This is a genomic window from Veillonella denticariosi JCM 15641 (assembly GCF_002959855.1).
Taxonomy (GTDB): domain Bacteria; phylum Bacillota; class Negativicutes; order Veillonellales; family Veillonellaceae; genus Veillonella; species Veillonella denticariosi.
On the sequence record NZ_PPDB01000007.1, the window covers coordinates 663,429 to 685,017 of the forward strand.

General features: G+C 43.0%; 16 protein-coding genes. All 16 read right to left on the reverse strand.

From position 1 onward, the window contains the following. Positions 1–471: 471 nt before the first annotated feature. Complete coding sequence (locus VEHSUH05_RS08645; RefSeq protein ID WP_105091324.1) at positions 472–1,728, reverse strand: O-antigen ligase family protein; 1,257 nt, start codon at positions 1,726–1,728, stop codon at positions 472–474. A gap of 9 nt (positions 1,729–1,737) precedes the next feature. Continuing rightward, a complete protein-coding gene (locus VEHSUH05_RS08650; RefSeq protein ID WP_105091325.1) occupies positions 1,738–3,045 on the reverse strand; it encodes a bifunctional folylpolyglutamate synthase/dihydrofolate synthase in 1,308 nt (435 codons plus the stop codon). A 9-nt stretch (positions 3,046–3,054) separates the two neighbouring features. Then, a complete protein-coding gene (locus tag VEHSUH05_RS08655; protein ID WP_105091326.1) occupies positions 3,055–5,712 on the reverse strand; it encodes a valine--tRNA ligase in 2,658 nt (885 codons plus the stop codon). Between the two features lie 21 nt (positions 5,713–5,733). Then, positions 5,734–6,624: a twin-arginine translocase subunit TatC gene (tatC, locus tag VEHSUH05_RS08660; RefSeq protein WP_105091327.1), complete on the reverse strand. Its 891-nt coding sequence runs from the start codon at positions 6,622–6,624 to the stop codon at positions 5,734–5,736. Position 6,625: 1 nt separating this feature from the next. Then, on the reverse strand, positions 6,626–7,597 hold the full coding sequence (locus tag VEHSUH05_RS08665; protein WP_105091328.1) for a polyprenyl synthetase family protein: 972 nt from the start codon (positions 7,595–7,597) through the stop codon (positions 6,626–6,628). After that, positions 7,594–8,292, reverse strand: a complete 699-nt coding sequence (gene yihA / locus VEHSUH05_RS08670) for a ribosome biogenesis GTP-binding protein YihA/YsxC (RefSeq protein WP_105091329.1) — start codon at positions 8,290–8,292, stop codon at positions 7,594–7,596. Before yihA ends, VEHSUH05_RS08665 begins: the two co-directional genes overlap by 4 nt. After that, entirely contained in the window at positions 8,292–10,601 is a 2,310-nt protein-coding gene (gene lon, locus VEHSUH05_RS08675; RefSeq protein WP_105091330.1) for an endopeptidase La, read from the reverse strand. The genes yihA and lon overlap by 1 nt, the downstream gene beginning before the upstream one ends. 65 nt (positions 10,602–10,666) lie before the next feature. Continuing rightward, positions 10,667–11,917: an ATP-dependent protease ATP-binding subunit ClpX gene (gene clpX, locus VEHSUH05_RS08680; RefSeq protein WP_105091331.1), complete on the reverse strand. Its 1,251-nt coding sequence runs from the start codon at positions 11,915–11,917 to the stop codon at positions 10,667–10,669. Between the two features lie 12 nt (positions 11,918–11,929). Further along, positions 11,930–12,523, reverse strand: a complete 594-nt coding sequence (gene clpP, locus VEHSUH05_RS08685) for an ATP-dependent Clp endopeptidase proteolytic subunit ClpP (RefSeq protein WP_095066249.1) — start codon at positions 12,521–12,523, stop codon at positions 11,930–11,932. 36 nt (positions 12,524–12,559) lie between these two features. Beyond that, positions 12,560–13,864 carry a trigger factor gene (gene tig, locus VEHSUH05_RS08690; protein ID WP_105091332.1) on the reverse strand — a complete coding sequence of 435 codons (1,305 nt, stop codon included), beginning with the start codon at positions 13,862–13,864 and terminating at the stop codon, positions 12,560–12,562. 161 nt (positions 13,865–14,025) lie between these two features. After that, positions 14,026–14,481, reverse strand: a complete 456-nt coding sequence (locus VEHSUH05_RS08695) for a CBS domain-containing protein (RefSeq protein ID WP_054673782.1) — start codon at positions 14,479–14,481, stop codon at positions 14,026–14,028. A gap of 143 nt (positions 14,482–14,624) precedes the next feature. Continuing rightward, the gene (gene rlmH / locus VEHSUH05_RS08700) at positions 14,625–15,104 is read right to left on the reverse strand and encodes a 23S rRNA (pseudouridine(1915)-N(3))-methyltransferase RlmH (protein WP_105091333.1); all 480 of its coding nucleotides are present in this window, start codon (positions 15,102–15,104) and stop codon (positions 14,625–14,627) included. A gap of 12 nt (positions 15,105–15,116) precedes the next feature. Further along, the gene (locus tag VEHSUH05_RS08705; RefSeq protein WP_105091334.1) at positions 15,117–15,935 is read right to left on the reverse strand and encodes an MBL fold metallo-hydrolase; all 819 of its coding nucleotides are present in this window, start codon (positions 15,933–15,935) and stop codon (positions 15,117–15,119) included. Positions 15,936–16,094: 159 nt separating this feature from the next. After that, positions 16,095–17,279, reverse strand: a complete 1,185-nt coding sequence (locus VEHSUH05_RS08710; RefSeq protein ID WP_105091335.1) for a RuBisCO large subunit C-terminal-like domain-containing protein — start codon at positions 17,277–17,279, stop codon at positions 16,095–16,097. 218 nt (positions 17,280–17,497) lie between these two features. Beyond that, positions 17,498–18,883 carry a nucleobase:cation symporter-2 family protein gene (locus tag VEHSUH05_RS08715; protein ID WP_105091336.1) on the reverse strand — a complete coding sequence of 462 codons (1,386 nt, stop codon included), beginning with the start codon at positions 18,881–18,883 and terminating at the stop codon, positions 17,498–17,500. A gap of 142 nt (positions 18,884–19,025) precedes the next feature. Next, complete coding sequence (gene xdh / locus VEHSUH05_RS08720; RefSeq protein ID WP_105091337.1) at positions 19,026–21,575, reverse strand: selenium-dependent xanthine dehydrogenase; 2,550 nt, start codon at positions 21,573–21,575, stop codon at positions 19,026–19,028. Between the last annotated feature and the right edge of the window lie 14 nt (positions 21,576–21,589).

Below are 21,589 nucleotides of genomic sequence, written 5' to 3' on the forward strand. Positions count from 1 at the left end.
CTCTTTGGTCTAATACGTTCCTTAAACCGACTTCATCGTAGTCCTATTACAGGTGTATTGTCAACTTATATGACTAAAATGTATTTTTTATCACACTTCCCCTATGCATTATGACTAAAAGTCATCAATTTTTACATTTTTATATAAGATACATTCACACCGTTATAACTCACAGGAATTATCGATATACTCAGTATATAGTGATATTTTATGGGCAATCAGAAATTTCATATACAAGATATAGAAAAATCCAAATATAAAATAACACTATATACTATGGATTCTTCAATACACCTCCCTCATATCATTACATTGAGATACAAAAAACCGATTTTCAAATATAAAACTATAATGTGTAATTATGTCTAACATTAGAAAATCGGTTTGTGTTGAATAACATACAGACCTACTCAAGGTATGTATAAATTATACCATTTATAAAGTTGTATAGCTACCATCGGCACTTGTTATTTACGCATCTTTGGATGCGGCGGTATTCTCATTTTGTATAAATTCCACTTTCACAAAAGCCCCTACCCATCCTAAGAGCTGCCAAAATGTAATGGTCACCTGATGACTGTAAAGTTCAAAGTCCGATAGTCCGCTAAATAGAATACCTATGGCGAGAGCGCCCACACCGATCTGTGCAGCCTGACAGAATAAGTCGCCTTTCAATCGAATGGCGGTTACCACATGACCGATAATAACCGTGAGGAATGTTAATAATCCGGGGATACCCGTCTCGGCTAATATATTCAAATATAAATTATGTGCATGGTACATCAGCACATGAGGAGCCTGAATATAATAGTTATAGTCCGGATAAACCAGGAAAAATGTATTCCATCCTATACCGAAAACGGGATGTTCCCGCACGATGTACATGGTACTGTCCCATAGAGCCCAACGTAAGTCAGCTGATGTATCATGGCCCTGAAAGATTGACCACAAACGAGATGCGACCTCACCTTCGTAGCAGTATAAAATAAGCGGTATAGCCAACAAAGATAAAAACAGTCTGCGCTCTACAAAAATGGCCCAATACAGAATCATCGCCGCAAAACTGATCCAAATACCTCTTGAATAGGTCAGTAACATCGTCAAAAACAGGATAATGCCGATAACCGACATGGATACAACCTCCCGAGTCCGTTGCCGCTTCATATACACCAGAATATAGCTGATGCATACACTGAGCACCATCAACAGGTAAGCACCGAGCAAATTAGGGTTTTGCAAGGTCGAGGCCATGCGCCTCATCAATTTTGGAAACTGTGTAGCATCCACCCAGTCTTTAATATGTATATTAGGAATAAATATATACTGATAGATGCCGATCAGACAGACCAGAACGGCAGCACCTAAAAAGGCACGGAGGAAGTAATTCCACTGTTTCGGGCTTTGAATATAGGTACGGACCAGATAATACATACCTCCGCCGGCCACGATTTGATAAAGCCAGCTCGAAACAGCCCATCCCCAATGATCAGATAATACTGCTGAAAGTCCTGTCCAAGCCACAAAAACCATGACGCTCCAGGATAGAAATCCCGTGGGCAGACTAAGCGATTTTTTAGAAATAAGATCGTACAGCGCAAAGCCGATAGCAGTCCACAACAAAACATCCCCCACCATCGGCTGTAACGGCATAGATACTACAACAGCATAGATGAGGCGCTCTATATAAAATGATATTTTTTTATGATTAGGGAGAAGTGCTAGTTCCATAATCTCACCTTAATGACTCAACTCATGGCTGAGCCATTGCCGAGCGTCCCCTAATATATACAGAGATCCGCATACGGCAATAATATCACCGGCTTGCGTGTGTTTATATGCCAAAGATAACGCCTCCGTTACGGAATCCGCCGTCTGAGCCGTTACGTTTGGTACAACCGTACGAATGCGTGCTACCAACGTTTCCGGCACCTCGGTACGTTCTGTTGGAGCCGGTACAACGATAACCGTATCACCCGATTTAACTACTTCCCGAATGATACCCTCTTCATCCTTATCCCGCAAAATAGCCATCACTAGCGTCTTCGTCTTGTTTTTAAACAACTCCGCATATGTCAGATTAAAAGCTTCCGCACCGGCCGCATTATGAGCTCCGTCAAAAATAAAGGTGCGACCAAGTACAGGTCTCACTTCAAAGCGTCCCGGCCATGTTGCACGTGCAAATCCTTCACGCATCGTTTCCTCGCTGATATGTGAATCTTTCCGCATCAACAGGCGAACCGTCATCAATGCGCAGGCAAGATTCACGGATTGATGAATCCCGGCCATCGTCGTAAATAACATAGCAGGAGCTTCGTGATCTGCACTGACGGTAATCATCTGCCCGCCGGTCACCGCACTGCGACTATCGATACCGAAATCTTTATTGAAAGCATACAGCTTAGCATGTTTCTCTTTAGCAGTGTCTTCGATAACTCGAAGCGGTGCATCCTGCGCGGCTGTAACTACAGGCACGTGAGACTTGATGATTCCCGCTTTATGCCGTGCAATTTCTTCCACCGTATCTCCGCAATAGGCCTGATGATCGATCGACACATTTGTAATAACCGATATCTCCGGTGTGACGATATTCGTGGAGTCAAGTAAACCTCCGAGACCGACCTCGACAACAGCATAATCTACACCTTGTTCCTTAAAGAATAAAAACGCGGCTGCTGTCAACATCTCAAATTGTGTAGGCGATTCAACCCCATCCCGTATGATACGATCCACAGCATCCTTTACACGACAAATCAACTCAGCAAAAGCATTTTCCGTAATATTCGCATCGTTGATTTGAATTCGTTCCGTATAGGATTGAAGGTGAGGCGATGTAAATCGCCCCACCCGTAATCCGCTTGTAAATAATGCATAGGAAATATATGTCGTTACCGAGCCCTTACCATTGGTTCCGGTAACATGAACAATTTTATAGTCCTCCTGCGGGTTTCCAAGAGCCTCCATGAGGGCTGTAATCCGATCCAGTCCCGGTTTAATACCAAATGATGATGCCTGTTCCAAATAGGCTAAGGCCTCTTTATATGTCATATAAACCTCCTATAAGGTTTCGAGGAACGCTTCCCGTTCCAATAATGCCTGTTGTTTCTGTTTATACTCTTCCAACTTTTCTTTTTCTTTAGCTACAACGGCTTCCGGTGCCTTTGCAAGAAATCCTGTATTTGAAAGTTTACCTTCCAATCGGGAAATTTCTTTCTCCATCTGAATTTTTTCCTTCGCAATGCGCTCTTTTTCCTTTTCACCGTCGATAAGATCTTTAAGCAAAAGATATACTTCCATACCGTTTACAACTGTTACAGTCGCATTTTCCGGTTTTGCATCGTCAGCACCGAGGATAGTCACCTTTTCAGCCCAAGCCAATGTTACAAAATAATCTTTGTGATCCGCTACCACTTGAGCCAAGGATTCATCTGTAGGCGCCACAATAATCTCAGCTTTTTTACCTAGCGGTACATTCATTTCGGCGCGCATATTACGGATGCCTTTGATAGCATCCATCATGACTTCCATTTGGCGAGCTGCACTTTCAAGATTCCCAAAATCTAACGCTTCCGGCCATTTTGTTATGACAATACTTTCCCCTTCATGAGGCAAATGTTGCCAGATATGTTCCGTTACGAACGGCATGAACGGATGCAACAGTTCAAGCATGTGGCGCAAGATTGTTACAAGCAGGTATTGAACTGTACGGCGATCGCGTTCGTTGCTGTCACTGTACAAACGAGGTTTCGCCAATTCAATGTACCAGTCACAGTACGTATTCCAGATAAAATCATATACGGAGCTGGCCGCTTCACCCAGTTCAAATTTATCGAGATTAAAGGTTACACTTTGAACGGTTTCATTGTATTTTTGAATAATCCATTGGTCCGCCAATGTCAAATCATCTGTCGTTGGAACAAAACTTTCATCATAATTCGTAAGATTCATCAATACAAATTTTGAAGCATTCCATATCTTATTGGCAAAATTTCGATTTGCCTCAACGCGTTCCATATAGAAACGCATATCATTGCCCGGCGTATTACCCGTCACAAGGGTAAAGCGCAACGCATCAGCACCAAATTGATCGATTACTTCAAGAGGGTTGATACCGTTCCCTAAAGATTTACTCATCTTGCGGCCTTGACTGTCGCGAACAAGTCCGTGAATAAATACATGCTTAAACGGAATTTCATGTTCAAACTCAAGAGCCATAAAGATCATACGGGCAACCCAGAAGAAGATGATATCATAACCGGTCACAAGAACGCTCGTCGGATACCATTGTTTAAGCTCCGCCGTCTGTTCAGGCCATCCCATGGTCGCAAAAGGCCACAAACCGGAGCTGAACCATGTATCAAGCACATCGGGATCTTGCGTTACGGGTCCATGACAATGAGGACATTCCGTGATATCCTCACGGCTGACGATAGTTTCACCACAATTATCACAATACCACGCAGGAATACGATGACCCCACCATAATTGACGGGAAACCGTCCAGTCCCGAATATTTTCAAGCCAGTTGACATACGTTTTTGTAAAACGTTCAGGTACAAACTCCACTTCATGATCTTTAACAACCTTGAGAGCCGGTTCGGCCAATGGTTTCATATCCACAAACCATTGTTTAGATACCATCGGTTCGATGATCGTATGACAGCGGGAGCAATGTCCCACCGCATGATTATGATCATCGATTTTTTCAAGCAGGCCCATTTCTTTTAGCTCTGCCACAACTTGTTTACGAGCCTCTTCGCGAGTCATGCCATTAAATTTACCGGCCCCTTCATTCATTGTGGCATCATTATTCATGACAACAATGGAGTCCAGATTATGACGTTGCCCCATTTCAAAGTCATTAGGGTCATGAGCAGGCGTAATTTTTACACAACCCGTACCGAAGCTGGAGTCTACATAGTCATCGGCGATAACCGGAATCTCACGATTTACAAATGGTAATACCAATGTTTTACCGATGAGGTCTTTATAGCGATCATCATCAGGATTTACCGCTACAGCCACGTCGCCGAACATAGTTTCCGGACGTGTGGTGGCAACGATAACGAAACGATTATCTTCACCTTTCACAGGATACTTAATGTGCCACAAATGACCGTTTTCGTCCTCATGTTCCACCTCTACATCCGACAGAGCCGTTGCACAGCGAGGGCACCAGTTAATGATGCGTTCACCGCGATAAATCAAACCTTTTTCATATAAGCTTACAAATACTTCACGCACTGCATGATAATAGCCTTCATCCAAGGTAAATCGTTCGCGAGACCAGTCACAGGATGCACCGAGACTGCGAATCTGTTTTACGATTGTATCGCCGTACTCTTTTTTCCATTCCCATACGCGTTCTACAAATTTTTCACGCCCCAAATCATAGCGGGTTTTCCCTTCTTCTTTTGCGAGCATTTCCTCTACTTTGATTTGCGTTGCAATACCGGCATGATCTGTCCCCGGCATCCACAATACGTTATAACCTTGCATTCTTTTAAAACGGATGAGAATATCCTGTAATGTATTATCCAGCGCATGCCCCATATGAAGCATCCCCGTTACATTAGGAGGCGGTAAAACGATGCTGAAAGGCTCTTTACTTGAATCTACTTCTTCGTGAAAGTATCCCTTATTTTCCCAAAAGGAATACCATTTCCCTTCTATTTCACCGGGATTATATGTAGTTAAATTTTCGTAGGTCTTCATCGTTCCTCCTAAATAAACTCCTTAGCGCTTCATAATCTTAGCCAACACAAACAGGCTCGTTTCATACAGCAATATCATAGGCAATGCAATCATCGTTTGCGAGAACATATCCGGTGTAGGTGAAATAACGGCGCCTATGATAAAGGATATAAGAATAAATATTTTTCGCTTACTCTTTAAGAAGCGTGATGTAATTAAGTTAAAATAACCTAATATAATCAAAATCAACGGCAACTCAAAAATAAATCCGAAAGGTAATACAAAAGATAAAACAAAATCCAGATACTGCCCGATGGAAAACATCGGTTGTAATTCGTCCGTAGCAAAGCCCATAAAGAACTTTACCGCCGCCGGCAGTACGAGAAAATAAGAAAAAACAATACCTATCCCGAATAGACCAATCGCAACAGGTAAGATCCAGTTAGATAGCTGCTTTTCTCGCGCAGTCAGTGCAGGCTTAACAAATAGCCATATCTGATGCAGTATGACAGGAGCCGCAATAACGAGTCCCCCCACAACGGATACTTTCATATACGCAAAGAAAGCCTCTGTAGGGCGCATATAATACAGCTTACCGGCCGGCTTTAACAGTATTTCCAGTAATAAGTCCACATAATAATAAGAAATACATGTGCCTATAATGATGGCCACAGCCATAATGATAAGTCGTTTACGCAGTTCTGACAAATGCCCAACCAGGGATATTTCCCGCGCTTCATCCATCATCTGCTGTTCGATGGCCGTATAAACCGGTTCCACCTCATCATTTTCAGGTGTTTGCTGATTCTCCACCTTATATCGTTCTTGCTCCGCCTTCAGCTTCGCCTCACGGCGCTTTTGACGGACTACACTATCAAAGGAAGGTCTCTGTATAGGATATTCGAAATCCGGTTTTGGTTCGAACGGTTCCATATCATACCTTTCTATCGGCTAACTTCTCAACGGCCATAACGAGAAATTCCTTTCCCGGAAAATCCCGTACGGCTTTAAGCGCAGCCAATGCATCCTTACAATATTTTTCAGCTACCGCCAATGTATTATCTATACCACCTTCGGCGATAACATAATCGATAATTTGCTGCTCATTTCCACCATTATTAAGAATCTTGATATCGGCTAACAATTTATCTTTATTCGTATCATTAACAATGCTCAATAACGGATAGGTCAATAAACCTTCGCGCAAATCATTGCCTACAGGTTTTCCTGTCGTATCGGACGTTTCCCGATAATCCATAATATCATCTGTGATCTGAAACGCCATCCCCAATGCGTGACCATATTTTTTGAGCTCAACGATTTCCGTATCGCTCCAGCCGCCCAATAAGCCGCCTAACTCCATGCAGCCTTCCATGAAGTCCGCCGTCTTCTTCTGCGTTTTTATCATATACCTCTCAATCCCCTGATCGATACGATATACGTCCTCCATCTGCATAAATTCACCTTCTACAAGGCATGTAATAATATGAGAAAAAACTTGGAGATACTTCATCGACGGCATTTCCGAAACAATGCGAAAAGCCTTTGCAAACAAATAATCACCGCTAAGAATAGCTACTTTATTACCCTTATGTATATGAATCGTTTCTTCACCGCGACGAATTTTGGCCTGATCCAATACATCATCATGGATGAGTGTCGCCAGATGAAGCATTTCAACGGCTTCAGCGATTTTTATACGTTCAGACTCAATCGATTGTCCCGCATTAGCTATGAGCAGACATAGTTGAGCACGTAACCGCTTTCCACCTGCGGCGGATAAAGGTCTGATCAGTGCGTTGAAATCCTCCGAGCCGGTATTAAAAGATGCGGCGAGAGACTCTTCAACCTCCTCTAAATCTAGAGCCATGCGTTCCATAATCTCTATTTCATTGGTCTGACTCATGCTTCCTCTCCTACTAAAACCTTATTAATCCGCTGTTGCAACAACTCACGCCCCGTATGTTTTAAAGAGCTGTATAAAATAGGCGGGGTCCCCGTCGGATACAAGTCCTTAATAATGGCAAGATTCACTGACTTTTCCTTTGCTGTCAGCTTATCCGCTTTAGTTACTATAATCTGCAAAGGTACGCCTGCCTCTATAAGCCAATCGTAAGCCACCTTGTCGATGGGCATCTCAGGATGGCGCCCATCGATAAGCAGGCATAATAACATCAATCGTTCAGAATTTAGAATATAATCGGCAATAAACGAGGCCCACAAATTTCGATTTCCTTTATTGGTCTTTGCAAAGCCATAGCCCGGCAAATCCACAAGAAACCAATTGTATCTGCGTTCTTCCGTCTCGGAAATGACTTCTTTTGATTCAATATCAAAATAATTAATTGTTTTTGTCTTCCCCGGTTGTCCGCTGACAAGTGCCAATCCCCGATGATTACATAACGAATTTATCAAGGAAGATTTTCCCACATTGGAGCGGCCTAAGAAAGCGATTTCTACCGTATCACCTTCGGGATATTGATCAGCCTTTACACAGGATGTATTATATTTTGCTGCTATGATACGGGGCCCACTAACTTCTTTTCGTGTATATTGCGGTTTCGGGCCCATATGTTTAATGGATCTTTTCTTTTTTTGCATTATACAAGTGCCTTTGCTAATACTTCATCCATTGTCTTTACGGTTGTAATGGTAAGTCCTTCCTTAACAATATCAGGTAATTCTGCTATATCCTTTTCATTACCTTTCGGAATCAAGACTTCTTTCACCCCGTAGGACAATGCAGCCAATAATTTTTCTTTCAACCCGCCGATAGGCAATACGCGTCCACGCAATGTAATCTCACCGGTCATGGCAATATCGGCACGTACCTTTCTCCCCGTTAAAATCGATACCATCGCAAGTGTCATAGTAATCCCTGCGGAAGGACCGTCCTTAGGGGTTGCCCCTTCCGGTAAATGCACATGAATATCGAGTTTCTTGTAAAAGTCCTCGTTGATTTTCAAGGCTTTTGCATTATGACGAATATAACTCATCGCCGCTTGACCGGATTCCTGCATTACCTTACCGAGACTGCCCGTAAGAGCGAGTTTACCGGTACCGTCCATCGTCGTCGCCTCACACGGCAATACAACACCGCCAACAGAAGTCCATGCCAAGCCGTTCACATAGCCGACTTGCGGTTTCTTTTCCCGCTCTTGATCGATAAAAATCGGAGCGCCCAGAAATTCGTGAAGATTCTTTGTGGTCACTTTCGGTGCGTCACCACCTTCTTCAACGACTTTGAAAGCAATTTTACGGCAAATCTTGGCGATTGTTTTCTCTAAGGTACGGACGCCCGCTTCGCGAGTATATTCGGAAATCACCTTTCTCAATACAGCATCAGATAATTTCACCTTATAATTTTCAAGACCATTTTTTCTGATCTGTTTAGGTGCCAGATAGCGCTTTGCGATTTCCAGCTTCTCTTCTTCCATATAGCTGGATAGTTCGATAATTTCCATACGGTCCAATAATGGTCCAGGAATATTGGATGCCACGTTAGCCGTAGTAATCCAGAACACCTCCGAGAAATCGAACGGTACTTCGATAAAATGATCACTAAATGTACTGTTTTGTTCGGGATCCAATACCTCCAATAATGCCGAGGACGGATCACCCTTATAATCAGAAGCTAGTTTGTCGATTTCATCTAAAAGAAAAACAGGATTCTTCGTTCCCACATTCTTGATACCTTGAATCATTCGCCCCGGTAACGCCCCGATATACGTGCGACGATGACCGCGGATTTCAGCCTCATCCCGCACACCGCCCAGGGAAGCGCGGATAAACTTACGATTCATCGCCTTCGCAATCGATGTAGCCAGTGATGTTTTACCAACCCCGGGAGGGCCCACCAGACAGAGAATTGAACCGCTATTTTTACCGGTCAGCTTACGTACCGCAAGGAATTCGAGGATGCGTTTCTTAACCTTTTCGAGCCCGTAGTGATCTGCTTCAAGGATTGATTCGGCCTCTTTAATATCGAGTCGATCTTCACTCAACTCGTTCCACGGCAAGGACAATACCCAATCCAAATAGTTCCGTAAAATCGTCGCTTCCGGCATCAACTGAGGCATACGGCTATAGCGAGAAATTTCTTTATCGATGCGCGTATGTACATCTTCGCTGAGGTTCAATGCCTTCAATTGGGTGCGTAGCTCCTCAGCCTCTTCCTCCGGATCACCTTTATCGCCCAATTCATCGTGGATGATTCGAATTTTTTCACGCAAGAAATATTCTTTCTGTGCTTTTTCCATGGATTGCCGTACTTGATTATTAATTGAATTCTCCAAATCGGAAATTTGTAATTCCATATTCAAGATACCCACAATCATATTTAGGCGTCTTGCAACAGATAGCTCTTCAAGTAATTCCTGGCGCTTCAAGTTGTTAATAGGCAAGAGGAAAGCGACTTGATCCGCCAATTCACATGGGTCACGAAGCTCCATTACACGGGTTACCCCCTCATCGGTAATGGTTTTAGCTTCTTCTACCCACTCGTTAAACTTGGCTTGCACTAAACGACGATAGGCCTCTAATTCCACATCATCTTCAAACTCAGACGCCACTCGTTCATAATCCCCCACATAATAAGGATCCATGCTGGTAATATTCATAAGTCGAATACGAGTGATGCCCTCTACAAGAACACGTACTATACCACCTGGTAAGCGCAACATTTGTTTAATTTTCACCAATGTGCCCATTTGGGCTAAATCATGAACTGTCGGTGCATCTACAGCATCATCTTTTTGAGTTACGACGGCTAAAATGCGATCCTCGTTCATTGCGGCTTCCACCGCCTTAATAGATTTGTCTCGACCGATATCGAGGTGAATCACGATATTCGGGTATACGACCATACCTCTGAGAGGCACGGTAGGGATCCCAATTTCGAGTAAATTCATAGGTCCTCCAGGTATTTATATTATGAAAAGAAACTCATTCCTACACAGAAATGAGTTTCTTCGAATTACGATTTCAACTGGATGTCTTGGTCTGCCTCATTTTTGAGTATAGGTTCACCTGTGCTCAATACGGATTCACGATTAACAATGCACTTTGTTACCTCCGGCATCGAAGGAACTTCATACATAACGCGTTTCATCACCTTTTCAATGATAGCACGCAAACCACGAGCACCTGTTTTTCGCTGCAAAGCTTCATCAGCGATTTCTTCTAATGCATCTTCAGTGAAAGTTAATTCCACCCCATCGAGGGAAAGAATTTTTTCATATTGTTTTGTTAATGCATTCTTAGGCTCTGTCAGAATTTGAATCAATGCGTCCCGATCCAACTGGTCCAACGTTACCATCACAGGTAAGCGACCGATGAATTCAGGAATCAGACCAAATTTCAATAAATCTTCAGGTACAACATCTTTTAAGATAGCTGACACATTACGTTCTTCTGTACGTTGCACATCAGCACCAAACCCAAGAGTTTTCTTCGCGGTACGTTTGGTAATAACCTTATCCATACCGTCAAAAGCACCGCCGCAAATAAACAGGATATTTGTCGTATCGATTTGCAGCATCTCCTGATTAGGATGCTTCCGTCCGCCTTGCGGAGGGACTGATGCAACAGTACCTTCCAGAATTTTTAGCAATGCCTGTTGAACACCTTCGCCTGACACGTCACGTGTAATAGAAGGATTTTCAGACTTACGAGCAATTTTATCAATTTCATCTATATAGATAATGCCTCGTTCGGCACGAGAGATATCATAATCTGCAGCTTGAATCAATTTAAGAAGAATGTTTTCCACATCCTCCCCTACATAACCGGCTTCAGTCAGACTAGTAGCATCGGCAATGGCAAATGGAACTTGCAACATTTTTGCCAATGTTTGGGCTAAAAGCGTTTTACCGCTACCGGTAGGGCCAATGAATAATACATTCGCCTTCTGTAACTCCACATCATCGACTACATTATCTGTCTGTAATCGTTTATAGTGATTATATACAGCCACAGCTAAAGAAATTTTCGCATCATCCTGACCGATGACATATTCGTCGAGATGAGCTTTTATTTCTCTTGGCGTCGGCAATTCTTGCAATTCGAAATCCGATTCGATGTCACCCAGTTCATCGGCAATGATTCGTTCACAAACCTCAACGCATTCATCACAGATATATACATTCGGACCCGCCACTAATTTGCGGACTTCTTCACTGGTACGTCCACAAAAACTGCAGCGCATACTTTCCTTATCTTTTGCCAATGGACGCCTCCACTACTTGCTTTCTACAGGTTCTCTTGTGAGTACCTCATCAATTAAGCCGTATTCAACGGCATCTTGAGCACTCATAAAATTATCTCGATCCGTATCACGCGATACAACGTCAATATCTTGTCCGCTACGAGCCGCTAAGATACCGTTCAGTTCTTCACGCATACGAAGAATTTCACGAGCATGAATTTCAATTTCAGATGCCTGCCCCTGTACGCCGCCTAACGGTTGGTGAATCATAACGCGTGCATGAGGCAGTGCATACCGTTTACCCTTTGTACCGGCCGTCAATAAAACGGCACCCATACTGGCAGCAGAGCCTACACAAATAGTAGATACATCCGGTTTAATGTATTGCATCGTATCATAAATAGCCATGCCGGCGGTTACGACACCGCCGGGACTATTAATATACAAATGAATATCCTTATCCGGGTCTTCCGCTTCAAGAAAGAGCATTTGCGCAATAACCGCATTTGCTACATTATCATCGATAGGGCCACCGAGAAAAATAATGCGGTCTTTCAACAAGCGGGAATAAATATCATAGGAGCGCTCTCCGCGTTCTCCTTGTTCAACTACGATTGGTACATACATATATTCACCTATTCGTATATCTAGTTGATCAGGCTATTATTTAGCTGCTTCAGCACCCTTTGCATTATCAATAATGAATCGAGCTGCTTTTTTACGTGCTACGGAGCCTGCCAACATAGCTACACGACCTTCTTTTGCAATAATATCCCAAACTTCTTTAGGGTCTGCCCCGAAGTTTTGGGCCATAACAAAGATTTCACGATTCATATCATCTGGAGTTACTTCCATATTTTCCGCAGTAGCGATTGCGTCCAATACCAAATCGGCACGTACGTTTTCAGCTGCAGAATCTTTGTATTCAGCGCGTAAATCTTCGATAGTTTTATTAGAGAATTTTAAATAATCATCAAGTTTCAAGCCACGACCTTCCATGTTCATAGCCAATTCTTGAATCATTTGTTCCACGCGATCAGTAATCATTACTTCCGGAATGTCTACAGTCGCATTTTTTACAGCTGTTTGAATCAAATCAGCATTATAAGTATCGATTGCACGACGGAATGCTTCTTCTTCCATTTTCGTGCGAAGATCTTTTTTCAATTCATCCAACGTTTCGTAAGAGCTTGCCCCTTTAGCGAATTCATCGTTTAATTCAGGCAATTCCTTACGTTTGATGTCATGAATATGAGTTTTGAATTCCGCTTCTTTACCGGCAAGTTCCGCCACGAAGTAGTCTTCAGGGAATGTTACTTTTACGGTTACATCATCACCGGCTTTTGCACCGATTAATTGATCTTCAAAACCAGGAATGAAGCTGCCGGAACCGATCTGTAACGGATAAGATTTACCTTCACCGCCATCAAACGGTTTACCGTCAACGGTACCTGCGAAGTCGATTACTGCAAAGTCGTCTTTCTGAATTTTTGCGCCTTTTTCAGCAACGACCATAGTCGCCTGTTGTTCACGGATATTGTTCAATTGTTCTTCAATTTGTTCGTCAGTTACTGTAGCATCCTGTTTTTCAGCTTCCAGGCCTTTATAATCGCCGAGTTTAACCTCAGGGCGTTTTGTTACAGTCGCCTTAAAAATCAAATCTTTGCCTTCTTCGAACTGTTCACGTTCGATTTCAGGTTCGGATACAGGGATAATATCATTTTCACGAAGTGCCGCACTATAGTTTTGATTAGCCAATACTTCGAATGCTTCTTCTAAGATAGCGTCTTTCCCGAAATTCATTTCCAAGATGCGACGTGGTGCATGACCCTTACGGAAACCTGGGATATTTACTTGACCTGCAATGCGTTTTACAGCTTGTTTAATGCCTTTATCTACTTCTGCTGCAGGTACTTCAATAGTTAACGTTACCACGTGTTGATCAACAGGATTTACAGTTGCTTTCATTTAAAATATGTCCTCCTTGAAGGGCGAAACGCCCAAATTTCTGTAGTATATTATGCACTCCTAATAATAACATAAATGCAAAATCAATGCAATTCATCTCTATATACACTAAAAGACCACCCCTTCGGATGGTCTTTGTAAAATTTTTAAAATTATTCCTATTAATTATCTTTTGCAATCAATTTAATGATGTCACGACGAGACAAAATACCGATTAAATGGTAATCCTTATCCACCACCGGAACATTCTTCAAATGTTGATCCAACATGACGGAAACGACTTCCTCCACATCTTTATCCGGCGTAGTAGTAATCACTTCATCAGTCATCAATTCATGAACATGAGATGCAAGTAATTTCTTAAACTGGGAATTATATTCACCAATACCATTGTAATAGATGCTAGCACCTAATACATTTACATAATGAGGCACATGAGGACGCACCTTTTTATACAGTAAATCCCCTTCGGATATGATGCCCAGCAATTTATTGTTGTCATCCACTACGGATACAGCCGTTAAATTATATTTAACCAATAAATCAGCCACATCAGAGATTGGCGCCTCTTTGCCAATAGTAACAGGATATTTATTCATTACCTCTTGGATTTTCATAGTGAATTCCTCCTTAAAATATATCTTGCTTAATTATACTATTCGCTATGAAATAATGAAACTCCTTTTTTATAAAAGTATTATCTCAAAAATTTATGAGATTTCTCTTATCTTATAACAGTACTTTCATACAAAGCAAAACACTACCAATGATACGGTTCATTCCGATTGATTTTAGAGGCTCTGTAAATTTGCTCCACCAGTAGTAATCGCACCATTTGATGAGTGAAGGTCATCGGGCTGAAAGATAATTTACAGTTGACCGCACCACGTAATGCGCCGCTGACACCAAAGGCACCACCTATGATGAAAGTCATATCACTGACACCGTCTACTTCCAATTTAGCAATTGTCTTTGCTAAATCCTCAGACGACATGGTCTGTCCGTACACATCGAGAAGCACCGCATAGGAATTCTTAGGTACCGCTTTCAGCAAGCGTTCCCCTTCATCATCGACCACCTGCTTACGCTCCGCATCACCGGCTCGATCTCCGATTTTACTTTCACCGAGTTCGGTAATCGTAATGCCGCCGTACGGGCGCATACGCTTTACAAATTCAACCACGCCGTCACGTAAATAAGATTCCTTTAATTTTCCGATGCATACCACATAAAATCTCATACTGTCTCCCCATTATTTCTGTTCGGCCTTCATCACGGCCTTCATCGATACGATTTCATTAGGTTGACCGTGCTGTAACTTCATCTCCGGCCCGATTTTGACACCTCCGTCAACGAGCATCCGCCCTATAGTCTGCGTTACAAGAACAGGATTGTTATTGTTTTCTGAACGATGTGCCAGGATAACCTGCATAAAATCAGGTCTCTTCATCATAAGCAAGGCCTGTGCCGCCATTTCATTACTCAAATGGCCGAAATCTCCGGACACGCGCTGCTTTAAAAACGGTTGATAAGGACCGAACTGCAACATGTGCGGGTCATAATTTGCCTCCAGTACAAGCAACGTCGTATCGTCGAGGCGATGTAATATATCGTCCGTAATAACTCCGGTATCGGTAACGACAGTAGCCTTATCCGTTCCGGAAAACACGTTAATGCCGATGGGATCCGCCGCATCATGGCTGACTGCAAAAGGTTCCACCGTCAATTTTCCCAATGCGATACTTCCCTTTGTTATCGGTATCAACTGATGTTTCGGCACATCCAGCTTGGCTTGCACTTCACGCCACGTCCCCATCTTCGTATATACGGGAATATCAAAACGTTTTAATAACTGCTGTAAACCGGCAATATGATCACTGTGTTCATGACTGATAAATATCCCCTCAACCTGAGCCATATCAATATGTAATTCTTTCAGACCGTTCACAATGCGGCGACAGCTGATACCCGCATCATGCAATATGACCGAAGCACCCTTCTTGACAACCGTACAATTCCCTTTGCTACCGCTGGCAATAACGTGCACCTCCAACTGCGAGGACTCACCCATCAAACTGCTCCATTATATCTACTATAATTTAGTTTCATTGTAATTAATCACCATACTATAAATTATGAAAGTTACTTTAAATTATTTTCATTATGAATAGATATGAAAAGCTACGCTTTCACCATTTGCATTCATATAAAAACACATATTACCATTATTTTATAAATCGGATAGTTCATCTAAACGATTCACAAAATACGCCATATTCGATTCAATATCAGGACCTCGACGGAACATATCGCCGCCGACAAGGAACATCGTATCATTCCCGTATAAGCCGACCAATTCAGCTAACCTCGTATCGGTAATACCCCCTCCCGGCGCCGGACATGCAGCTTTCAAAGGACCGGTAGGATTTTTTATATATCTGCTAATCCGTTGACATTGATCCTGTGTGAAAGTAAAACGTCCGCCGTAAGACACGAAAATCGGCATATCGGCACCGAACAGTCGAGGAAACAATCCCAACTGTAAATAATCAGCCACACCGGATATTCCCGGACTCACACCCCCCCCTGAAAACGCAGGATGATTGATAATCGGCAGCCCTAGTGTTTCATCCGTAGCCAACACATGTAACCATCCAAAACCTATCAAACCGGAGGCCACCATGAGGGCTGTCGCACCTGCTTCCTTTGCAAACTGTGCCCGCTCCATAACCTCAGGGCCATCACCGGATATATTGGCCGCATATAAGGTCTTTGTACCATGGGCGGCATTCATCTCCTGTACCGTATAGGCACAGCGGGAAATACGATCACGAAATTCAGAAAAAGACTGATTGGAGATACCGTGATCATCTTTAATCACATCCGCACCGCCACGTGTATACGCACCGCACATACGCGCCAGCTCTGCACTAGATGCCCCCATAGGCTTAATAACAGCTTGAATCATAGGCCGCTTCGGGGTTCCCACAAGATTTCTAATTCCCGTCAGTCCGAAACGCGGCCCCTTAAATACCGCATATAATGAAGGGCATAATTCTATATCAACTACCCAGATATAAGGTTGTAATGATGAATTACCGAAGATGACATTAAGAAATTGGGTCGCCTCCATTGCTGTCGTTTCTACCGCGTAGGATATACGTGCCACATAGTAAGAATCCCGCAACACGGTTTGTCCCGGCATCACTCCCACCGTTGCATAGGGTGAATCAGCTTTCATCGGTTCTAATGACACCAACTGTCCCGTTATGTGCTCTTTAATATATTCATCCGTTACAAATTCGTAGGGAAACTCGATCGTTTGCTCCACTTGCACGGCCCCGGCAATAGCTTTTGCATCATCGTAACTGTTTGCTGCTATTCGATACGTAACAATAAATCGCTCGCTCTTCATAATACATCTCCTTATCACAATATTACTTAATTATATACCAAACCTCCGTACTATACCATATATAGACATGAAAACACCTCCCTCTAAATAATATTAGAGAGAGGCGTTTCCGTTGTGCAGGATAAAACACGTGCTATATAGAAACCTGGGTCTTAAAACCCAGCGGTTCTATCTAATTCATAAGCAAATCTTTCAAAATTATTATAACTATATATGAATTATTGATAGAAATGTTTAGGGAATCCTTTAAACCGTGTAAAGTGGCCATATTTTTTAGCCGCACGATTCGGCTGATTCACAGTTTTATAACCAAATCCGTTGAATAAAACATTTAAAATAACAGCAACGATACTACCCGCTGTAATCCCGGACTTCAATAGAATTTGAGCCCACGCCGGGAAGTGTGCATAGAATTGAGGTGCTGCAAGCGGAATCATGGATACACCGATACTGATAGCAACAAGCATCAAGTTATAGTTATTATCAAAGCTAACTTTACCAAGAGAGCGGATACCGCTCGCAATAATCATACCGAACATGGCAATCCCCGCCCCGCCTAATACGGCATTCGGAATACAAGCGACAATAGCTGCCAACTTAGGAAAAAGGCCTAATAAAATCAGAATAACGCCGGAAGCGGCAACAACAAAACGACTTTTTACACGTGTTACGGCAATAAGACCTACGTTTTGAGCGAACGCTGTATAAGGGAAACTGTTAAGAACCCCACCGATGACGGTGGATAAACCGTCAGCACGGAGAACAGCTGCCAATTCTTTCTGACCGATATGTTTGTTTACGATTTCACCAACAGCGATACTATCACCTGTCGTTTCCACCATAACTACAAGCATTACGACGATCATAGACAGAATTGAAGCCACATCAAATGTCGGTAAGCCGAAATAGAATGGCTGAACAACAGAAATCCATTGCGAACGACCTACTTCGGAGAAATCAGTGATACCCGTAATCATAGCCAATGCGGTACCGAGAATAAGCCCTACCAGGATGGCCAGATTCCCAAGGAATCCTTTACCGAAACGATAGGTTAATACAACGATAATAAATGTCGCCACCCCGAGTGCGATGTAGAGCGGATCGCCAAAGTTCGGATTACCTACGCCACCGCCCATCCAGTTAACAGCAACAGGCATCAGGTTGATACCAATGATTGTAATAATTGTCCCCGTTACAACCGGCGGGAACAGACGGATCAAACGGCTGAAAAACGGTGCTACAAGGAAGGTAAACAGGCCCGCTACGATAATCGCACCATAAATGGTGGTGATATCATGTTGTTGACCGATCATAATCATAGGTCCTACAGAGGCAAATGTTACCCCCTGAATTAGAGGAATACGTCCCCCGACCGGGCCGAAGCCTAATGTTTGAATCAATGTGGCGATACCACAGGTAAACAAATCGGCCGTAATCAAGCGAATCAAATCTTCAATCGGTAAATGCATGGCTTGGGCAATAATAATCGGTACTGCCACAGCACCGGCGTACATCGCCAACACGTGCTGCAAACCATATGCAAATAATTGTGTGAACGGTACCATACCATCTACATGATTGACACCGGAATTGCCTTTAAGCATAATAAACACCTCATATCTTACGTTTTAGTTACTTAATATAGTCATACTTTCTCGTACATGATAGAGATTAGAACTCTCATCGACTTCACATAGGAACCTAATGGGTCGGGATTATACGAACCCCGCCCCGTTAGGTAGAAATTTATTTTTTATAACCCGTATGTTTAATCGGCAAGGACCTACGCGGTTCTCCGTCGATGCGACGATACGCATTTGCAATAGCCGGTGCGATCGGAATGCTTGAAATTTCACCAATCCCCTTAGCACCATATGCATATTGATCTGGTTTACCTTTTTCAATCAAATCTACATGAATCGGAGGACATTGAGTGGATCTGAGGAGTCCAAGAGTACCATATTTAGACGTTACAAAGCCTTCATTGTAAACAAAATCCTCCGTTACAGCAAAGCCCATCCCCATAATAGCGCCACCTTCAGCTTGTCCGGAGCAGGATTGTGGATTGATAACACGACCCACATCATAAGCTACATGCAAGTCGGAAATTTTATTATCTTCACCAATTGTTGCCACACAAGCCCCGAAACTATAGGCAACGTGACTCTTTGGATGAGGTTTATCCGAGTTAAACGGATCCGTTTCACCAAGAAACTCTTCATAAATTTCCACGCCATCCAACTCTTCTAATGTTTTCGTTTCCAACATTTCTTTCAAACGAAGACTCGCTTTACGCGTAGCCTCACCGGTAAAAAGTGTCTGACGAGACGCGGTAGTTGTACCGGAATCCGGTGTGCGCACAGTATCAGGATGTTCCGCAACGATTTTATCACTACTTAAGCCCGTTGTTTCACTGAGCACCTGTGTCGCCATGGTAGCCATCCCCTGACCGATACAAGCAGCACCCGTGCGGATGCGAACCTGACCGTTGCGAACCTCTAGAATAACGCGGCCCGTATCAGGTAAGCCTACACCGATACCGCTATTTTTCATACATACCGCAAGACCGGTGCGGTCAGATGCATAATAGGCATCCTTTACGGCTTCCAGGCATTCTGCAAGAGCGGTCTCTTCCGAACAAATTTGTCCATTCGGCAATGAATCACCAGGCCGTACTACATTTTTATAGCGGAACTCCCAAGGATCCATCCCCACAAGAGCAGCCAGTTCATCAATATTCTGTTCTTGACCAAAAACGGTTTGCGTTACACCAAATCCACGGTAAGCCCCACCAGGAATAGTATTTGTATATACGCAAATACCGTCAAAGGAGAAATTATCAAAATGATAAGGACCGCTGGAGTGAGTACCGGCCCGTTGAAGTACCGGTCCGCCTAATGATGCATATGCACCGCAGTTCGATACGATATTCACCTTACTGGCAACTAAATTACCTTCCGCATCACATGCGGTGGTAATATCCATTTCCATAGCATGACGCTTCGTATGAACATTGATACTTTCTTGGCGAGAGAACAAGACCTTTGTCGGTTTTCCTGTAATCCATGCCATAAGCGATGCATGATGTTGTACAGACATATCTTCTTTACCGCCAAAGCCGCCGCCTACGAGCATACCGTGAACCTTTACGGATTCATTCGGGATACCCAACATACGAGCAACTTCACGGCGATCATCAAAAACATTCTGACTGCCCGAATAAAGATGAATTTCATCACCTTCGCGATATGCAACAGCACATTCAGGCTCCATGAATGCATGATCTGTTTGAGGTGTAGAGTAATGATTTGTTACTACGAATGCAGCCTCTGCAATAGCCTTGTCCACATCCCCTCTAGATAAGGTTTGATGAGATAATATATTTCCATCCGGATGTAGTTTTGGCGCATCAGGTTTTAGTGCATCCATCGGATCGAGAATCGGTTCTAATTCCGTATACTCAACCTCAACGAGATTACATACTTCATCTAGGTATTTCTTCTCTGTCGTCGCTACTAATGCAACCGAATCGCCAATATAACGAGTAATATCCCCCTCTTTAATGAGTACATCCCAGTCCGGAATCAAATGCCCGGTCTTGTTAAACGGTACATCAGCACCGGTTAATACTGTTACACATGCAGGATGCTCTAAAGCTTTAGAGATATCAATACGATCAACTTTAGCTCGCGGATATTTTGTTCTAACCGCCTTGGCATAAATCATACCGTCTATAAAGACATCATCGCTATATTGACCGGTGCCGAGTGCCTTTTCCTCTGCATCAACACGGTGTAGGCGAGCGCCGATAGACGCATTATTATCCTTTTCAGGAACAGGTAAGTTTTCACGGAATATCTTAGCTGCTAAGCGTATGCCCTCTTCAATCTTGACATAGCCCGTACAACGACAAATATTTCCCATAATCGCCTTTTTTATATCGTCTGACGTAGGGTCATTATTTTCATCAATTAATACCTTTGCACTAATAATCATACCTGGTATACAGAAACCACATTGCACCGCTCCGCATTCACCAAAAGCATATGTGTATACCGCTTTTTCTCTTTCAGACAGCCCCTCGATAGTTACAACCGATTTACCATCCAATTGAGACAATTTAGTTACACAAGCTTTTGCTTTTTTCCCGTCTATAATTACTGTACACGTACCACAAGCACCAGCACTACAACCTTCTTTAGTGCCCGTCAATTTCAAATCAGCTCGCAAATAATCAATCAAACGCTGATCTTCTTGAACCTCATGATAGGTGCCATTCACTTGAAAGCGGTACATATATAGCCCTCCTT

What these genes read in the sequence shown, in the direction of transcription:
- VEHSUH05_RS08650 (WP_105091325.1), bottom strand. Translation starts at nt 3,045, where the DNA reads ATGACATATAAAGAGGCCTTAGCCTATTTGGAACAGGCATCATCATTT.
- VEHSUH05_RS08715 (WP_105091336.1), bottom strand. Translation starts at nt 18,883, where the DNA reads ATGCTTAAAGGCAATTCCGGTGTCAATCATGTAGATGGTATGGTACCG.
- yihA (WP_105091329.1), bottom strand. Translation starts at nt 8,292, where the DNA reads ATGCAAAAAAAGAAAAGATCCATTAAACATATGGGCCCGAAACCGCAA.
- VEHSUH05_RS08655 (WP_105091326.1), bottom strand. Translation starts at nt 5,712, where the DNA reads ATGAAGACCTACGAAAATTTAACTACATATAATCCCGGTGAAATAGAA.
- VEHSUH05_RS08710 (WP_105091335.1), bottom strand. Translation starts at nt 17,279, where the DNA reads ATGAAGAGCGAGCGATTTATTGTTACGTATCGAATAGCAGCAAACAGT.
- VEHSUH05_RS08645 (WP_105091324.1), bottom strand. Translation starts at nt 1,728, where the DNA reads ATGGAACTAGCACTTCTCCCTAATCATAAAAAAATATCATTTTATATA.
- VEHSUH05_RS08695 (WP_054673782.1), bottom strand. Translation starts at nt 14,481, where the DNA reads ATGAAAATCCAAGAGGTAATGAATAAATATCCTGTTACTATTGGCAAA.
- rlmH (WP_105091333.1), bottom strand. Translation starts at nt 15,104, where the DNA reads ATGAGATTTTATGTGGTATGCATCGGAAAATTAAAGGAATCTTATTTA.
- tatC (WP_105091327.1), bottom strand. Translation starts at nt 6,624, where the DNA reads ATGGAACCGTTCGAACCAAAACCGGATTTCGAATATCCTATACAGAGA.
- clpP (WP_095066249.1), bottom strand. Translation starts at nt 12,523, where the DNA reads ATGTATGTACCAATCGTAGTTGAACAAGGAGAACGCGGAGAGCGCTCC.
- lon (WP_105091330.1), bottom strand. Translation starts at nt 10,601, where the DNA reads ATGAATTTACTCGAAATTGGGATCCCTACCGTGCCTCTCAGAGGTATG.
- tig (WP_105091332.1), bottom strand. Translation starts at nt 13,864, where the DNA reads ATGAAAGCAACTGTAAATCCTGTTGATCAACACGTGGTAACGTTAACT.
- VEHSUH05_RS08665 (WP_105091328.1), bottom strand. Translation starts at nt 7,597, where the DNA reads ATGAGTCAGACCAATGAAATAGAGATTATGGAACGCATGGCTCTAGAT.
- VEHSUH05_RS08705 (WP_105091334.1), bottom strand. Translation starts at nt 15,935, where the DNA reads ATGGGTGAGTCCTCGCAGTTGGAGGTGCACGTTATTGCCAGCGGTAGC.
- xdh (WP_105091337.1), bottom strand. Translation starts at nt 21,575, where the DNA reads ATGTACCGCTTTCAAGTGAATGGCACCTATCATGAGGTTCAAGAAGAT.